General features: G+C 72.2%; 14 protein-coding genes. 11 read left to right on the forward strand and 3 right to left on the reverse strand.

The genetic code is table 11. The features are described 5' to 3' along the window. Positions 1 to 16: 16 nt before the first annotated feature. The 7 genes from ACIBQ6_RS18205 to ACIBQ6_RS18235 all read left to right on the forward strand — a co-directional run bounded on the left by ACIBQ6_RS18205 (position 17) and on the right by ACIBQ6_RS18235 (position 5,401). Positions 17 to 1,090, forward strand: coding sequence for a M24 family metallopeptidase (locus ACIBQ6_RS18205; protein WP_397213086.1), 1,074 nt, complete (start codon positions 17 to 19; stop codon positions 1,088 to 1,090). A 25-nt stretch (positions 1,091 to 1,115) separates the two neighbouring features. Next, complete coding sequence (gene efp / locus ACIBQ6_RS18210) at positions 1,116 to 1,676, forward strand: elongation factor P (RefSeq protein ID WP_352326968.1); 561 nt, start codon at positions 1,116 to 1,118, stop codon at positions 1,674 to 1,676. Between the two features lies 1 nt (position 1,677). Then, positions 1,678 to 2,088: a transcription antitermination factor NusB gene (gene nusB, locus ACIBQ6_RS18215; protein WP_358293958.1), complete on the forward strand. Its 411-nt coding sequence runs from the start codon at positions 1,678 to 1,680 to the stop codon at positions 2,086 to 2,088. Positions 2,089 to 2,302: 214 nt separating this feature from the next. Then, the gene (locus ACIBQ6_RS18220) at positions 2,303 to 2,641 is read left to right on the forward strand and encodes an MmcQ/YjbR family DNA-binding protein (protein WP_358293956.1); all 339 of its coding nucleotides are present in this window, start codon (positions 2,303 to 2,305) and stop codon (positions 2,639 to 2,641) included. Between the two features lie 94 nt (positions 2,642 to 2,735). Next, positions 2,736 to 3,491: a methyltransferase domain-containing protein gene (locus ACIBQ6_RS18225; RefSeq protein WP_397213088.1), complete on the forward strand. Its 756-nt coding sequence runs from the start codon at positions 2,736 to 2,738 to the stop codon at positions 3,489 to 3,491. Between the two features lie 32 nt (positions 3,492 to 3,523). Continuing rightward, complete coding sequence (gene dinB / locus ACIBQ6_RS18230; protein WP_358293953.1) at positions 3,524 to 4,765, forward strand: DNA polymerase IV; 1,242 nt, start codon at positions 3,524 to 3,526, stop codon at positions 4,763 to 4,765. Positions 4,766 to 5,005: 240 nt separating this feature from the next. Then, positions 5,006 to 5,401 (forward strand): DUF3040 domain-containing protein, encoded by a 396-nt coding sequence (locus tag ACIBQ6_RS18235; protein WP_358293952.1) that lies wholly within the window; start codon positions 5,006 to 5,008, stop codon positions 5,399 to 5,401. Positions 5,402 to 5,504: 103 nt separating this feature from the next. Here ACIBQ6_RS18235 and ACIBQ6_RS18240 read toward each other — a convergent pair whose 3' ends face one another. The 3 genes from ACIBQ6_RS18240 to ACIBQ6_RS18250 are packed head-to-tail and all read right to left on the reverse strand — an operon-like array spanning position 5,505 to position 10,164. Continuing rightward, entirely contained in the window at positions 5,505 to 7,931 is a 2,427-nt protein-coding gene (locus ACIBQ6_RS18240; RefSeq protein WP_358293950.1) for a DUF3488 and transglutaminase-like domain-containing protein, read from the reverse strand. Continuing rightward, a complete protein-coding gene (locus ACIBQ6_RS18245) occupies positions 7,928 to 9,190 on the reverse strand; it encodes a DUF58 domain-containing protein (protein WP_358293949.1) in 1,263 nt (420 codons plus the stop codon). Before ACIBQ6_RS18245 ends, ACIBQ6_RS18240 begins: the two co-directional genes overlap by 4 nt. After that, positions 9,187 to 10,164: a MoxR family ATPase gene (locus ACIBQ6_RS18250; protein ID WP_352326975.1), complete on the reverse strand. Its 978-nt coding sequence runs from the start codon at positions 10,162 to 10,164 to the stop codon at positions 9,187 to 9,189. The genes ACIBQ6_RS18245 and ACIBQ6_RS18250 overlap by 4 nt, the downstream gene beginning before the upstream one ends. Before the next feature lie 466 nt (positions 10,165 to 10,630). On the opposite strand from ACIBQ6_RS18250, the gene mraZ reads away from it, so the two are divergent. The 4 genes from mraZ to ACIBQ6_RS18270 all read left to right on the forward strand — a co-directional run bounded on the left by mraZ (position 10,631) and on the right by ACIBQ6_RS18270 (position 15,400). Further along, positions 10,631 to 11,062, forward strand: coding sequence for a division/cell wall cluster transcriptional repressor MraZ (gene mraZ / locus ACIBQ6_RS18255; protein ID WP_352326976.1), 432 nt, complete (start codon positions 10,631 to 10,633; stop codon positions 11,060 to 11,062). A 219-nt stretch (positions 11,063 to 11,281) separates the two neighbouring features. Then, positions 11,282 to 12,247, forward strand: coding sequence for a 16S rRNA (cytosine(1402)-N(4))-methyltransferase RsmH (gene rsmH / locus ACIBQ6_RS18260; protein WP_358293947.1), 966 nt, complete (start codon positions 11,282 to 11,284; stop codon positions 12,245 to 12,247). Further along, entirely contained in the window at positions 12,237 to 12,728 is a 492-nt protein-coding gene (locus ACIBQ6_RS18265) for a hypothetical protein (protein ID WP_397213092.1), read from the forward strand. Before rsmH ends, ACIBQ6_RS18265 begins: the two co-directional genes overlap by 11 nt. Further along, positions 12,725 to 15,400 carry a penicillin-binding transpeptidase domain-containing protein gene (locus ACIBQ6_RS18270; protein WP_397213094.1) on the forward strand — a complete coding sequence of 892 codons (2,676 nt, stop codon included), beginning with the start codon at positions 12,725 to 12,727 and terminating at the stop codon, positions 15,398 to 15,400. Before ACIBQ6_RS18265 ends, ACIBQ6_RS18270 begins: the two co-directional genes overlap by 4 nt. Positions 15,401 to 15,424: the final 24 nt, after the last annotated feature.

Raw genomic sequence — 15,424 nt, forward strand, 5'->3', positions numbered from 1 at the left:
CGCGTACATTGGCGGGATGACCATCGACCACGCGGCGCGCCGGGCACGCCTGGCCGCCGCGCTGCCCGCCCACGAGGTCCCCGCGCTCCTCGTCACCTCCCCCGTCAACGTCCGCTACCTCACCGGGCTGGTCAGCTCGAACGCGGCCGTCCTGGTCAGGGCGGACGGCTCGGCGCTGCTGGCGACCGACAACCGCTACATCGACAAGACCCGCGCCCTGGACGTGCCCGCGGTCGAGGCGCCCGACGTGGCCGGTCGGCTGGCCGCGCCGGGCGTGGGCATCGAGGCCGCCGCCATGACCGTGGCGACCTTCCGCCGCCTGGAGGCGGGCCTGGCAGAGACCGGAGGCGACGGCGAGGGCCAGGGCCTGGTGCCGCTCGGCCCGCTGGTCGAGGAGCTGCGCGCGGTCAAGGACGAGGCGGAGCTGGAGCTCATCCGCACCGCCTGCGCCCTGACCGATCAGGCCTTCGCCGACGTGCTCCCGATGGTCGCGCCGGGCCTCACCGAGCGCGCCCTGGCCCGTCTCCTCGACAACCGCATGACCGAGCTGGGCGCCGACAAGCCGGCGTTCGACACGATCGTCGCCGCCGGCGAGAACGGCGCGATCCCGCACCACGCCCCCACCGACCGCGAGCTGCGCGGCGGCGACCTGGTCACGATGGACTTCGGCGCCCGCTACCACGGTTACCACGCCGACATGACCAGGACGGTCTGCCTGGGCGCGCCCGCCGCCTGGCAGCGCGACCTCTACGACCTGGTCAGGCGCGCCCAGCGGGCCGGCCGGCACGCCCTGTCCCCGGGAGCCCGGGCCAAGGACGTCGACGCCGCCGCCCGCGGCCTGATCGAGGCGGCGGGCCACGGCGAGCACTTCCGGCACGGCCTGGGCCACGGCGTCGGCCTGGAGATCCACGAGGACCCGTTCCTGGGCCCCTCCAGGACCGGTAGACTAGAGGATCGAGTTCCGATCACCGTCGAGCCTGGGATCTACCTCCCCGAGCGGGGCGGGGTTCGCATCGAGGACACCCTCGTGACCCGTGAGGGCGGGCCGGAACTTTTCACCAAGACCACCAAGGAGCTGCTCGTCCTTTAGAGCGGCCACACGCGGGAGAGAACGAGTGGCGACGACCAACGACCTCAAGAACGGCATGGTGCTGAAGCTCGAGGGCGGTGAGCTCTGGAGCGTTGTCGAGTTCCAGCACGTCAAGCCGGGCAAGGGCGGCGCGTTCGTGCGCACCAAGCTCAAGAACGTCCTCTCCGGCAAGGTCGTCGACAAGACCTTCAACGCCGGCGTGAAGGTCGACGTGGCCAACGTCGACAAGCGCGAGATGCAGTACTCCTACAAGGACGGCGACGACTTCGTCTTCATGGACACCGAGACCTACGACATGGTCAACGTGCCCGCCCGCACCGTCGGCACCGCCGCCAACTACATGCTGGAGAACACCCTCGCCACGATCGCCTTCAACGAGGGCTCGGCGCTCTACGTCGACCTGCCCGCCGCCGTGGAGCTGCTGATCTCCAACACCGAGCCCGGCCTGCAGGGCGACCGCTCCACCGGCGGCACCAAGCCCGCCACGCTGGAGACCGGCGCCGAGATCAAGGTGCCGCTGTTCATCACCACCGGCGAGAAGGTCAAGGTCGACACCCGCAGCGGCGAATACCTCGGCCGGGCCTGAGGTGTCTGCACGCGGCAAAGCACGCAGGCGCGCCCTTGACATCCTCTTCGAGGCCGAGCTGCGCTCGGAGGATCCGCTGAAGATCCTCGCCGAGCGCGTCGAGCGGCAGGAGCCGCCGGTCAACGAGTACACCTCGGCCATCGTCGAGGGCGTCGCCCGCCACCATGCCCGCATCGACGAGCTGATCACCACCTACTCCGAGGGCTGGACACTCGACCGCATGCCCGCCGTCGACCGCAACCTGCTGCGCGGCGGCACGTACGAGCTGCTGTGGATGCCCGGCGTGCCGGAGGGCGTGGTCATCAGCGAGTGGGTGCACCTGGCGGGCGAGCTGTCGACCGACGAGTCGCCGCAGTTCATCAACGGCCTGCTGGCCCGGTTCAAGCAACTCAAGCCAAGCATCACCCTTTAGACAAAGGCCGCGAAGGCCGTTTGGGAGTACGTTCCACTCAGACGGTCCGTACGGCTCGCGAAGAGGCGGCGGAAGGCGCGCGGCCTTCCGGTGCGGTCCCGGGCCTGGCCGCGGGGCCGTGAGCCGGTCCGGGGAAGTGGCGCGTCACCAGCCGCGACGCGCCCTTTTCCGGCCCTGTCCGCCCTTGTCCGGCTTTCTGTGTGAGCATCGGTCCATGGTGACCGAAGACGAGGTGCGCGCCCTCGCCCTGGCGCTCCCCGAGACCGTCGAGAAACCCATGTACGGCACGCCCGCCTTCTACGTGCGCGGCAGGTGGTTCGCCCGGATCACGCAGGAGGACGGCGTGCTCGCCGTGCCGGTGGGCGGCGTGGAGCTCAAGCACGAGCTGATCGCCGCCGTCCCCGGCACGTTCTTCGCCACGCCCCACTACGACGGGCACGCCGTGGTGCTGGTGCGCCTGGCGGCCGTGGCGGCCGGCGAGCTGGCCGAGCTGCTGACCGACGCCTGGCGGCTGCGCGCGCCGAAGAGGATCGCGGCGGCCTTCGACGGTTAGGGTCCGGCCTGCGGGCGACGCCGCGTACGGCGTAGGCTGGGCCCGTCCGCACAGGGCGAGGGCCGCCCGCGGAGGAGAGAGAGGCGAGCCGACGTTGCGAGCAGAAGGCGTCACCACGAAGACCCCGGCGGTGCGCACCGCCGTCGTGTGGGGCGCGTTGCGGTCGGTGCTGGCCGAGCGTGCCGAGGCCGTCGGCCGGGCCACGCTCGACATCGTCGACGCCGGCGGGGGCACCGGCGGGTTCGCCGTGCCGCTGGCCGAGCTCGGCCACACCGTCACCGTCGTCGACCCCAGCCCCGACTCGCTGGCCGCGCTGGAGCGCCGGGCCAAGGAGAAGGGCGTGGGCGTGCGCGGCCTGCAGGGCGACACCGCCGACCTCGGCGACCTGCTCGACCGCGACAGCGCCGACCTGGTCCTGTGCCACAGCGTCCTGGAGTACGTCGACGACCCCACCGGCGCGCTGGCCGCCGTCGCCGGGCTGCTGCGCCCGGGTGGCGCCGTCAGCGTGCTGGCCGCCAACCCCGTGGCCAGCGCGATCCACCGGGCGCTGGCCGGACAGTTCGACGAGGCCAGGGCCGTGCTGGCCGACCCGCGCGGCACGTGGGGCGACCGCGACCCCACGCCGCGGCGTTTCACCGCCGAGACCCTGGCGCGGCTGCTGACCGCCACGGGCTTCACCGTCGGCGCGGTCCACGGCGTGCGGGTCTTCGCCGACCTGGTGCCCAGCCGGCTCGTCGACGGCGAGCCCGGCGCGGCCGACGCGCTCGTGGCGCTGGAGCAGGCCGCCGCCGTCCACCCCGTGCTGCGGGACGTCGCCACCCAGGTGCACGTCCTCGGCCACCGCCCCTAGTCTGGAACGTCTGTTCGGATAGAATCGCAGGCGTGTCCCGCAAGCAGATCACAGGCATCGGCCCCGCGCCGCGGACCGGGGTCGATGACAGCGGCTGCCCGATTCTCCACGTCGACATGGACGCCTTCTTCGCCAGCGTCGAGCTGCTGGAACGGCCGGAGCTGCGGGGCCGTCCGGTGATCGTCGGCTCGCCGGCCGGGCGCGGCGTCGTGCTCAGCGCCACCTACGAGGCCAGGGCGTCCGGCGTGCACTCGGCGATGCCGATGAGCAGGGCGCGCCGGTTGTGCCCGCAGGCCACGATCATCCCGCCCAGCCACGGCAAGTACTCCGAGGTCTCCCGGGGCGTCATGGAGATCTTCCACTCGATCACCCCGCTGGTCGAGCCGATCGCCTCCGACGAGGCGTTCCTCGACGTCGGCGGCGCCCGGCGGCGGCTCGGCCCGCCCGCGGCGATCGCCGCCATGATCAGGGAGCAGGTCCTCGACCGCTACGGCATCACCTGCTCGGTGGGGGTGGCCTCCAGCAAATTCGTGGCAAAGCTGGCCTCCAAGCAGTGCAAGCCCGACGGCCTGCTGGTGGTGCCCGAAGGGCAGGTGGTCGACTTCCTCCACCCGCTGCCGGTCGCGGCGTTGTGGGGCGTGGGGGAGCGCACCGAGCAGTCCCTCGTCCGGCTCGGCATCCGCACCGTCGGCGACCTGGCCAGGGTGCCGCTGGGCACGCTCCAGCGCGAGCTCGGGCAGGCCGTCGGCGGCCACCTGGCGACGCTGGCCTGGGGGCGCGACGAGCGTCCGGTGACCGCGCACGTGCCCGACAAGAGCATCGGCAACGAGGAGACCTTCGCGGCCGACGTCGACGATCCCGAGGTGATCCGGCGCGAGCTGCTGCGCCTGGCCGAGCGCGTGGCGGCCCGGATGCGTAAGGGCGGACACGTGGGCAGAACTGTAAGTGTGAAGCTGCGCCGGGCCGATTTCACCACGATCACCCGGTCGCGCACCCTGCGGGAGCCGACCGACGTGGCCCAGGTGATCTACGCCACCGCCTGCGAGCTGTTCGAGGCCGCCGGTCTCCAGCGGGTGCGCCTGCGCCTGGTCGGGGTCCGGATGGAGAACCTGCGCCCGGCCGGCGAGGCCACCCATCAGCTCGGTCTGGGCGAGCGCGAGACCGGCTGGCGCGAGGCCGAACAGGCGATGGACAAGGCGATCCGGAGATTTGGCCCCGATGCGGTGCTCCCAGCGTCGCTGGTACGTGGCAAGCTTGATGAAATAGAGACATGACGCCCATGTCCTACTCGATCGGTCAGTCGGGTAGGAGAAGGATGTCGCGATTTTGGGGGAAGGGGTGCGAGATGGTCCACAATGGAGCCATGACGTCACCTCCGGTTTGGTCTGCGTTGGACGTTTGCTTTCGCCTACGTCTACAGCCTCGTATTCTGGGGATAACCGACCGCGAGGTTCGGACACCCCGTGTCGTCCGTTGCCGTCTTCCCCGTCCTGGGGCTGTCCTTGGGAGGCGCCGTGCCGCTCTCTGAGCACGAGCAGCGCTTGCTCGACCAGATCGAGCAGGCCCTCTACGCCGAGGACCCGAAGTGGGCCAACACCGTAAGGATCAGTGACCCGCGCAGCCATTACAAGCGTCGCCTGATCAAAGCCTCCATCGGCTTTGCGCTCGGCGTCGTGATCATGATGGTCGGCGTGGTCATGAGTCAGATCCCGCTCGGCGTCGGCGGTTTCGTGGTCATGCTCGCCGCGTGTCTGTGGGGTCTGTCCAGCTGGAAGCGCATGAACGGGTTCGGCGACTCGCCGCCGGCCCAAGGCGCCGGCGCCACGGGCAGGCAGCCCCGGCGCGCCAACCGGGGCACCTTCATGGAGCGCATGGAGGAGCGCTGGCGCCGTCGTCACGACGAGCGCTGACCTCCTCGCCGCTCCTCACCGGCCCCGAACCTTCCGCCTTACGCGAACGTGCGGCCGTTCCCCTTCCGGGGAGCGACCGCACGCTCGGTCCTGGGCAGGCGGCTCAGGCGCCCTTGTGGGCCGCCGTCCGCCGCAGCCTGATGTTCTCCAGCAGGTCGAAGCCGTCCAGCAGGCGCTCGCCCAGCGCCCGCAGCCGCCGCAGCGTCGAGGGCGGCAGCAGCACCGCCCGCATCCGCCGTCCCCGCGACACCGTCGCCGCCAGGGCCTGCCGCACCTTGCGCAGGTCCTTTCTCATGGGCCCGATCGTGCCCGGGTCCCTGGCGAACAGCACCCGCTCGACCGTCGTCGCGATGGCCGTCATGGCGGCCGCCGACTCGGCGTCGAACTCGTACTGCCGGCTCAGCCGCCGGGCCAGCGCCCTCGGGGTCTCGCTGGCGCCGCGGGTCATGCCGTAGTCGCACAGCACGTCGTCCAGCTCGGCCCACACGGCCGCGATCGACGGGTGGTGGGCGGTCGCGATCCTGGCCGTCAGGTCGTCGGCCGGTTGCGAGACCTTCCAGCCCAGCGCGCGCACCCGCCGGTTCCTGGTGAGCAGCCGCAACGCCGCCGGGACCAGCAGGAGCAGCAGCAACGCGCCCGCGCCGATGCCGATCTTGCCGATCAGCGGCATCGAGTCGTCCGGCGGCAGGCCGCCCGTGGCGATCAGGCCCTCACGGTCGAGCTCGCGCGGGTTGCGCCGGGTGGAGGGGTTGATCGGGTCGTCGGCGCCGGACTCGGTCGCGCCGCTGCTCGGCGAGGTGGACGGCGTCGTCGAAGGCGCCGGCGGGACCGTGTAGTCCGGCACCCGCGCACTGCCCTGCCCCAGCGACCCGGACGGCGTCGGCTCGAACGGCAGCCAGCCCACGCCCTCGAAGTACAGCTCGGGCCAGGAGTGCGAGTCGCCGGTCGTGACCGTCCAGTTGTCGCCGGCCTTCGTGCCGCCGGTGTAGCCGATCGCCACCCGCGACGGGATGCCGACGATCCTGGCCAGCACCGCCATCGAGGCCGCGAACTGCTCGCAGTAGCCCGTGCGGTCGCGCAGCAGGAAGTCCCGCAGCGCGGAGTTGCCGTGGCCCTGCGTGCGCAGGTCGTAGCGGAAGTCGCCGTCCTTGGTGAAGAACTGCTGGAGCTTCACCGCCGCCTCGTAGTTGGAGTTGGTCTGCGCCGTCAGCGAACGCGCCAGCCGGACGATCTCCGGCGGCAGGTTGTCCGGCAGCTTCAGGTAGCGCCGGTCCACGCTCGGCTGGACGCCCTCCAGCGACTCCAGCAGCTCCGGCGTGGCGGCCGGCTCGCTGGTGGCGACCTCGTACTCCAGGCCGGCCGCCTCGTCGGGGATGGAGAAGACCATCAGCGTGCCCACGTCGGCGCGCCAGTCGCCGTCCACCCGGATCTGCCGCGGCGGGTACGGCAGCGGCAGGAACTGCAGCCGCTCGATCTCGTCGCTCATCCGGATCCTGGTGACGACGTTGCTGACCTTCGTGCTCGCGCTCAGCCCCGGAGGCGGCGGCAGCGGCCCGTTCTCCGTCCTGTTGTCCGGCGAGCCCTTCGGCTCGGTCATGCCGAACTGCTGGCCGTCGAAGGTGTCCAGCGCGTAGATCCGCAGGTACCTGGGCTTGTCGTCGTTGTTGTTGTAGGTGAGCACCACGCGCCGCTCGGGCAGTTCGAGCTGCCCCCGCAGGCTGGCGATCGGGCTCGCGATGCTGATCGAGTTGCCCTTGCCGCCGCCCCGGCCGCCCACGCCGAACTGGAAGAAGGAGACCGGCTCCATCACCGGCAGCGCGGCGGGCAGCAGCACGGCCAGCGCGATGGCGGCGAACCCGATGCGCTTGCCCGACAGCCGCAGTCCGCTGGTGTCGGCCCTGGCCCCGCCGGTGTCCGGACGCGGCCCGGTCGCCGCCCTGGTCCGGCGGACGAGCACCGCCCGTCCCCAGTGGCCCACCCGCTCGCGCCCGTCGGCGATCAGCAGGCTGACGAAGCCGAGCGCGGCGATGATGAAGGCGGGCCAGCTGATCGGCTCGGCCAGGATCGTCGCCGGGACCGTGGCCAGCGCCAGCAGCGGCAGCCCGGCCAGCGCCGCCCGCCGCAGCCGCGCGGCGAGCAGGTCCACGGCGATCGCGATGACGCCCACGCCGCCCGCGGTCAGCAGCGTGATGCCGTCCGTGGACGGCACGGGCGCGGCGTAGCGCTGGATGTCGGCCCAGCCGACCCCGAGCAGCCGGCCCAGCTCCCACACCGACTCCTTGGTCGGGATCACCAGCGCCCACGCCTTGCCGGAGGCGAAGACCACGGTCAGGAAGATCCATAACGCGGCCAGCCCGGCGAGCGGCGCGGCCCAGGCGGGCAGCGACAGGCGGGAGCCGATCACCCCGGCGGCCATCACGGCCAGCACCGCGCCGAGCGACGTCCAGAACCAGGCGCCGCCCTGGAAGAGCGGATAGAGCAGGATCGCCGCGGTGAACGCGGCCACACCCGAGGCGGCCGTCAGCCTCATGCCGCACCTCCCGTGGGGTTGAGCGCGTACCTGCCGCGGTTGGCGGCGTCCGGCCAGACCGAGGCGATGGAGGTGCCGGCGGGCAGGCGGACGATCCGCCAGCCGTAACCGGCCAGGACGCCCTGAACGGCGTCGAAGTTCTCGTGCGAGCCCCGGCCGGCGCCCTCCCAGGTGCCGGCGTCGAGCAGGACCGCGACACCGGTGACGCCGCTGTGCCGCAGCCTGGCCAGCTCCCTGGCCTCCTCGGGGTCGAGCGCGCCGAGCACGGCCACGATCAGGCCGTCGCCGCCGCCCTGGCGCAGGGCCGAGACGCCCATCTCCAGCGAGCGGGCCGAGCTGTGCCGCACCACGGCGAGCGTGTCCAGCAGCGAGTAGCTGAGACCCTGGTCGGTCAGGTGCTCGGCGCCCTGGTCGGTCACCAGCCGCAGGCCCAGACCCTCGTGGGCGAGATGCACGCCGATCGAGGCCGCGGCCGAGACCGCCACCTCGAAGGAGGAGCGCGGGCCCTCGCCGCGGTGGGCGTGCCTGCGGGTGTCCAGCAGGAGCGCGCCGCGGCTCTGCCACTGCTGCTCCTCGCGGCGCACCATCAGCTCGCCGTGCCGGGCGGTCGAGCGCCAGTGCACCCGGCGCAGGTCGTCGCCCTGCCGGTACTCGCGCGGCGCCACGTCGTCGTCGCCGGCCGCGGCCACGCTCCTGGTGCGGCTGTCGCCGCCGCCCGTCCACTCGCCCGACAGCCGTACGTGCGGCAACGCCACCACCTGCGGCGTCACCACGAGCGTGTCGCTGATCGTGAACGCCCGGGTCAGCTCCACCAGCCCGAACGGGTCGGCGATGCGCACCGACAGCGGCCCGATCGTGTACCTGCCGCGCAGGTCGGACCGGACCCGGTAGTCGATCTCCCGCACGCCCTTGGACTCGACCCGGTCGAGCACGAACCGCGGCCGCACGCCCAGCGCGTACGGCACGGTGTCCTCGATCAGCAGCAGCCCGGTCGGCAGCCTGGTCACGTTCTCCAGGCGCAGCGTCACCGTGGCCTCCCCGCCCACCTCCGCCCTGGGCGGGTCCAGCCTCCGCGCGCAGCTCAGCCGGTACCTGGTACGTGCCACCACCAGCGCGGCCAGCAGCGGCAGCGCCGTGACCAGCACGCCGATCCTGAACAGGTCGTTCTCGCCCAGGATCAGCGCCATCAGCAGCGCCGCGATCCCCGAGGCCAGGAACGACCTGCCGCGGGAGGTCAGCGCCCGCAGTCCGGCCCTCACGACGCTCGCGTCTCCGGCACCGGCACACGCCTGACGAGGTCGGTCACCACCTGCTCGGGCAGCCGGCGCTGGCCCTGGGCCTCGACGCTGGGCAGCAGCCGGTGCGCCAGCACGGGCACGGCCAGGTCCTGCAGGTCGTCGGGGATGACGTAGTCGCGTCCGGCCAGCGCCGCGTGCGCCCTGGCCGCGCGGACGAGCTGCAGCGTGGACCGGGGGGAGGCGCCCAGCCGCAGGTCGGGGGAGTGGCGGGTGGCCACGACGAGGTCGATGGCGTACTTCTTGACCGGCTGCGAGACGTACACGCCGCGCACGGCCTCGATCAGGGCGCGCACCTCGGCGGTCGTGGCGACCGGCTCCAGCTTGTCCAGCGGCGAGGTGCTGCCGTGCACGTCGAGCATCTCCAGCTCGGCGGTCGGCTCCGGGTAGCCCATGGCGACCCGGGCGGTGAACCGGTCGCGCTGGGCCTCGGGGAGGGGATAGGTGCCCTCCATCTCGATGGGGTTCTGGGTGGCGATCACCATGAAGGGGGCGTCCAGGGGGTACGTCACGCCGTCCACGGTGACCTGGTGCTCCTCCATGCACTCCAGCAACGCCGACTGCGTCTTGGGGGAGGCGCGGTTGATCTCGTCGCCCACGACGATGTTGGCGAACACCGGCCCGGGCTTGAACTCGAACTCACGCGTCTGCTGGTTGTAGGCGCTGACCCCGGTGATGTCACTGGGCAACAGGTCGGGCGTGAACTGCACGCGGCGCACCGGGCAGTCGATGGACCGCGCCAGAGCCTTGGCGAGCATCGTCTTGCCGACCCCCGGCACGTCCTCGATCAAAAGGTGGCCCTCGGCGAGCAGGACGGTCAGCGTGAGACGGACGGCGTCGCTCTTTCCCTCGATCACCGACTCGATGGCCTGCCGAATTCGGTGGGCGGTGGAGACCAGCTCGTCAAGCTGGGGAGGGACGTCATGGGTTAGTGCCACCAGGCCTCCATAGTGCGACGGCTGTCCCGCACGGTGCCATTACGGGAGCCATGCCATTCCTTTTCCATTGTCTGTACGACCCTACGACGCTGCGGGTTCTTGAGCGACATTTGTGGATATTCCAGGGAACCCCGCTGATGTTCCTGTTCTTGTCGCATAGCAGTGCGAATCCCGTGACACTGACCCCCTCGGCGGCCCCACTTTCCTCCACCCCCGCCTTCGCGCCCGCCGCAAGCCCCTATACCGCCGGTCTTTCCAACCCTCGACACGCCCATGAGGGTTGGCCCGCCCCCCGGCGCCCCCCACCCCCGCTCCACCGCTCTGACCTGCGGTAACGCAACGGAAACTGATGATGAAGACGGTTCGAATCAGTTGACGGTGGGGAGAAGTGGAGTATGGTGGTGCGCAGTGGAGGGCCCGGTGCACCAGCGCTGAGCGCTTCGCTGAGGCACGGGAGGTGGCGCCGATGTTCCTCGGCACCCATCAACCGCGTCTTGACGACAAGGGACGGCTGTTCCTGCCGGCTAAGTACCGTGAGGAGCTGGCGGAGGGTCTTGTGATCACCAAAGGCCAGGAGCGATGCCTCTACGTCTTTCCAGTAGAGGAGTTCCAGCGCATAACCGAGGCTCTCAGCACCGCCCCGGTCACCGCCAAGGCGGTGCGTGACTACAGCCGCGTCTTCTTCGCAAGCGCGTCCGACGAGAAGCCAGACAAGCAGGGACGCGTCACGATCCCGCAGAGCCTGCGTCAATACGCCGGCCTGGAGCGTGACTGCGTCGTCATCGGGGCCAACACCCGGTTGGAGATCTGGGACTCGCAGGCTTGGGACACCTATCTCAACGCGCAGGAGCAGGCGTTCGCCGATCTGTCGGAGGAGGTGCTGCCAGGGATCTTGTAGTGATCACGGTCGATCCGTCGGTGATGTCGTTCGGCGAGGTCTCCACCCGCAACCACTGCCTGCCAACTGATGCACCTTCCCCGGTGTCAGAGGGCGGGCGTCCACGAAGAGGGTGCGGATGGGGACCTGGCCGGACGGCGCCGGGTGGGGACCCAGGAATGACTGACGATTGACCGATACGCGTCATCCGCGAGCAGGACGCGAGAGGGGGGGTTGGAGATGGACGACAACGCAGGCACGGGCGGTCACGTTCCGGTGATGCTCGACCGCGTACTGGAGCTGCTGGGCCCGGCGCTGTCGGGGCCGGAGCCGGTCGTCGTCGACGCCAATCTCGGGCTCGGGGGCCACTCCGAGGCCCTGCTCGCCGCCTTCCCGTCCCTGCGCCTGATCGGGATCGACCGCGACCCGTTCGCGATCGACTTCTCCACCCGCAGGCTCGCCCCCTACGCCGGCCGCACCACCCTGGTCCACGCCTCCTCGGGCGACCTGGCCCAGATCGTCGCCGAGGCCGGGCATCCCACGGTCCACGGCGTGCTGTTCGACCTCGGCGTCTCCTCGCCGCAGCTCGACGAGGCCGAACGCGGCTTCGCCTACTCCTACGACGCCCCGCTCGACATGCGCATGGACACCGAGCAGGAGCTGACGGCCGAGCGGGTGGTCAACACCTATCCGGCCGCCGACCTGGCACGAATCCTGCGCGACTACGGCGAGGAACGTTTCGCGCCGAGGGTCGCGGGGCTTATCGTCAAGGAACGCGCCAAGGAGCCCATCACCTCCACCAAGAGACTCGCCGACATCGTGCGCGACGCGATCCCCGCGGCGACCAGGCGCACCGGCGGCAACCCCGCCAAGAGGACTTTCCAGGCGCTGCGCATCGAGGTCAACGCGGAGCTGTCCGCCCTGGAGGCGGCGCTGCCCGCGGCGCTCGACGCGCTGGCGCTGGGTGGGCGGGTCGTCGTGCTCTCCTACCACTCCCTTGAGGACCGGCTCACCAAGCAGGCCCTCACGGCGCGAACCAAGGACACCAGCCCGCCAGGGCTGCCTGTCCCGCTACCGGCACACCAGCCGAGGTTCCGCCTGCTGACGAGGGGAGCCGAGCTCCCCAGCGATGAAGAGCTCGCCCGCAACCCGCGGGCGGCCTCGGCCCGGCTACGGGCGGCAGAGAGGATCCGCGTTGACGATTGAGCAGGAGACCGGCCGGGTCGCGCCCGTCCGCCGCGCCATGCCCAAGCCGGGCACGCGCAGGCCGGGCGTCTCGCACCAGACCAAGCCGCGGCCCCGTCCTGAAACCGGCGACCGGCGGCCGGCGGCCGCGCGTCCCGGCGAGAGCGCCGCGCCCGCGCGCCGTCCCGCCGCGCGGCGGCCCTCGACCAAGCGGCAGCGGGCGCCGTTCGTGCTGCTCGTCGTCGGGTTGATGTGCGGTGGGCTGGTGAGCCTGCTGCTGCTCAACATCATGCTCAACCGCGACGCCATCACCGACGCCAAGCTGCGTGAGGAGATCGCGGTGGCCCAGCAGGAGAAGGAAGCGCTCCGGCTGGAGTACGAGCGCAAGATGCAGCCCCAGAACATCGCCGACCGCGCCGAGGCGCAGGGCTACCACCTGGACAAGAACCTGCGGCCCTGGGACAAGGGCGAGCCGAGTGTCCCGGCGGTCCCGGGGCGGTGAGGGATTCAGGCGGCAGGGGACAGCGTCCCGGCCGCGGCGCTGGCGGCGCCGGCTCTCCTGGAGGGCCCGGCGCCGCTCGTCGTACGCCGGGCGGTCCGGGGCGGGCAGGGCGAGGGGGCTCCGCCCGTTCTGACGGGGCGGGCCGCCCGGGGGCGCCGGACGACTCGCCGCGCAAGCGTCCCCCCGATCCGTTCGACCTGCCGTTCGACGACGACCTGAGGGGCCGCCGGCCCCACGACCCCGACGACGACGCGCGCGGCAGCGCCCGCCGCGACTCCGCGGGCGGCTCCCGCGGCCGGCAGCGCCGCGACGACGGCGACCGCGCCCGGCCCCGCGACGACGACGAGGGCACCCGCTCGCGCCGCGACCCGGGCGACGGCCCACGCCGCCGTCCGCGCGACGACTCCCGCGACGAGTCCCGCAACCGCGCCGCCTCCCAGGGGCGCGACGACGACGACCGCCCGCGCGGGCGCACCCCGCAGAGCCGCGACGGCGACGACCGTCCACGCGGCCGTGCCGTGCCGCAGGAGGGGTCGCGCCGTCGCGGCGACGGCCCCGGCCCCGACCAGGCCCGCGGCTCAAGATCTGACCAGGGGCGCGGCTCCCGGCCCGACCCGGCGCGCGGCTCGCGATCCGACCAAGGACGCGGCTCGCGGTCCGACCCGGCGCGCGGCTCGCGGTCCGAGCCTGCGCGGCCCGGTTCGGGGCCGGGCCAGAGCCGGAGCTCCCGGCCCGACCAGGGGCGCGGCGGCAGGCCCGGTCAGACCCGCGGTCCCGGGGCCGGTCAGGGGCGCGGTCCGGCGTCCGGCCAGGGGCGCGCCTCCGGGCTGGACCAGGCGCGCGGGCGTGAGCGCGGCATGCTCCGCCGCGGCGCGGACGTGCCGCCCCCCAGGGGCCCGCGCCGCCCGCCCACCCCGCCGCGCCCGCCGCGGCCCCCGCTGGTGCTGCGCCTGGGCAGCCCGCGCCGGCGCATCAACATCGGCCTGATCGGCATGACGTTCATCCTGTCGATCTTCGCCGGACGGCTGATCCAGATGCAGGGCCTCGACTCCAAGGTCTACGAGGCCGCCGCCGTCGGCCAGCGCCAGCACGTCGAGGAGATCCCCGCCAAGCGCGGCACGATCACCGACGTCAACGGCAACGCGCTGGCCCGTACGTCGGAGGCCCGCGAGGTGTCCATCGACCCCTCCAAGGTCCCCGCGGACGTCCGCGCCAACGTCGCCGCGATCCTGGCCAGGCAGCTCGGCAAGACCGTGGAGGAGATGACCGCCAAGCTGTCCAGGACCGGCAGCCGCTACCAGCTCCTGGCCCGAGACGTCGACCCGGTCGTGGCCACCCGCCTGCTCCAGGCCCGCGTGCCCGCCCTCAGCACGAAGAAGACCTACCGCCGCGACTACCCGGCCGGCGACCTGGCCGGCAGCCTCATCGGCTTCGTCGGCGACGAGGGCAACGGCCTGGGCGGCATGGAACAGGCCAAGAACACGATCCTGGCCGGCCGCGACGGCAAGCAGCGCGTCGAGACCGGCCGCGACGGCCTGCGCATCCCCATGACCAGCAGCGAGCGCACCGCGCCCGTCAACGGCCAGGACGTGCGGCTCACCATCGACCGCGACATCCAGTGGGCCGCCCAGAAGGCGGTCGCCGAGCAGGTGCGCGAGTCGGGCGCGAGCAGCGGCGCGGTCATCGTCATGGACGTGCGGACCGCCCAGATCATCGCCATGGCCAACGCGCCCGAGCTCGATCTGGGCAACTGGCGCAGGGCCCCCGCGTCCTCCTACGTCAACAAGGCCGCCGCGGACGTGTTCGAGCCCGGCAGCACCAACAAGGTGATCACCGCCGCCGCCGCGCTGGAGGCCAAGGAGGTCACCCCCGACACGGTGTTCCAGGTGCCCGACAACATCAGGTGCGCCGACCGGGTGCTGCGCGACGCCCACGCCCACAAGCCCGAGGCGATGACCTTCCGGCAGGCCATGGCCCAGTCCAGCAACGTCGCCACGATCATGGCCGCCCGCAAGGTCGGCAGCGAGCGCCTGTACGCGATGCTCAGGGCGTTCGGGTTCGGCAGCACCCCGGCGGGCGGCGTGCCCAACGCCGAGGCGGGCCTGCTGCCCAACTACAAGAACTGGTCGGGCAGCCAGAGCTGCACGGTCGCCTACGGCCAGGGCGTGTCGGTGACCGCCCTGCAGACCGCCAGCGTCTACCAGACCATCGCCAACGGCGGCGTCCGCGTCGATCCGCAGATCGTGGCGGGCACCACCGACGCGTCCGGCAGGTTCGTCCCGGCTCCCGCGGGCAGGCAGACCAGAGTGGTGAGCGAGACGACGGCCAAGGAGATCACGACGATGCTGGAGACCGCGGTGAGCGCCGAGGGCACCGGCGCGCTGGCCGCCATCCCCGGCTACCGGGTGGCGGGCAAGACCGGCACCGCCGACCGCTACGACGCCGAGCTGGGCCGCTACGACGGATACACGGCCTCCTTCGCCGGGTTCGCGCCCGCGGACGCGCCCCGGCTGGTGGTGCTCTCGGTGCTCCAGAACCCCAAGAACGGCCATTTCGGCGGCCAGCTCGCGGCCCCCGTGTTCAAGGATGTGATGACGTTCGCCATCAAGAGCAGGAAGATTCCTCCCACAGGCTCGGACGCGCCGCCGGTGCGTACGCGCGCGGGACAGTGAGCAGGGAAGGTACGCTCTCGCCGT

It is taken from the genome of Nonomuraea sp. NPDC049655 (genome assembly GCF_044465465.1).
In the GTDB taxonomy this organism is placed as follows: domain Bacteria; phylum Actinomycetota; class Actinomycetes; order Streptosporangiales; family Streptosporangiaceae; genus Nonomuraea.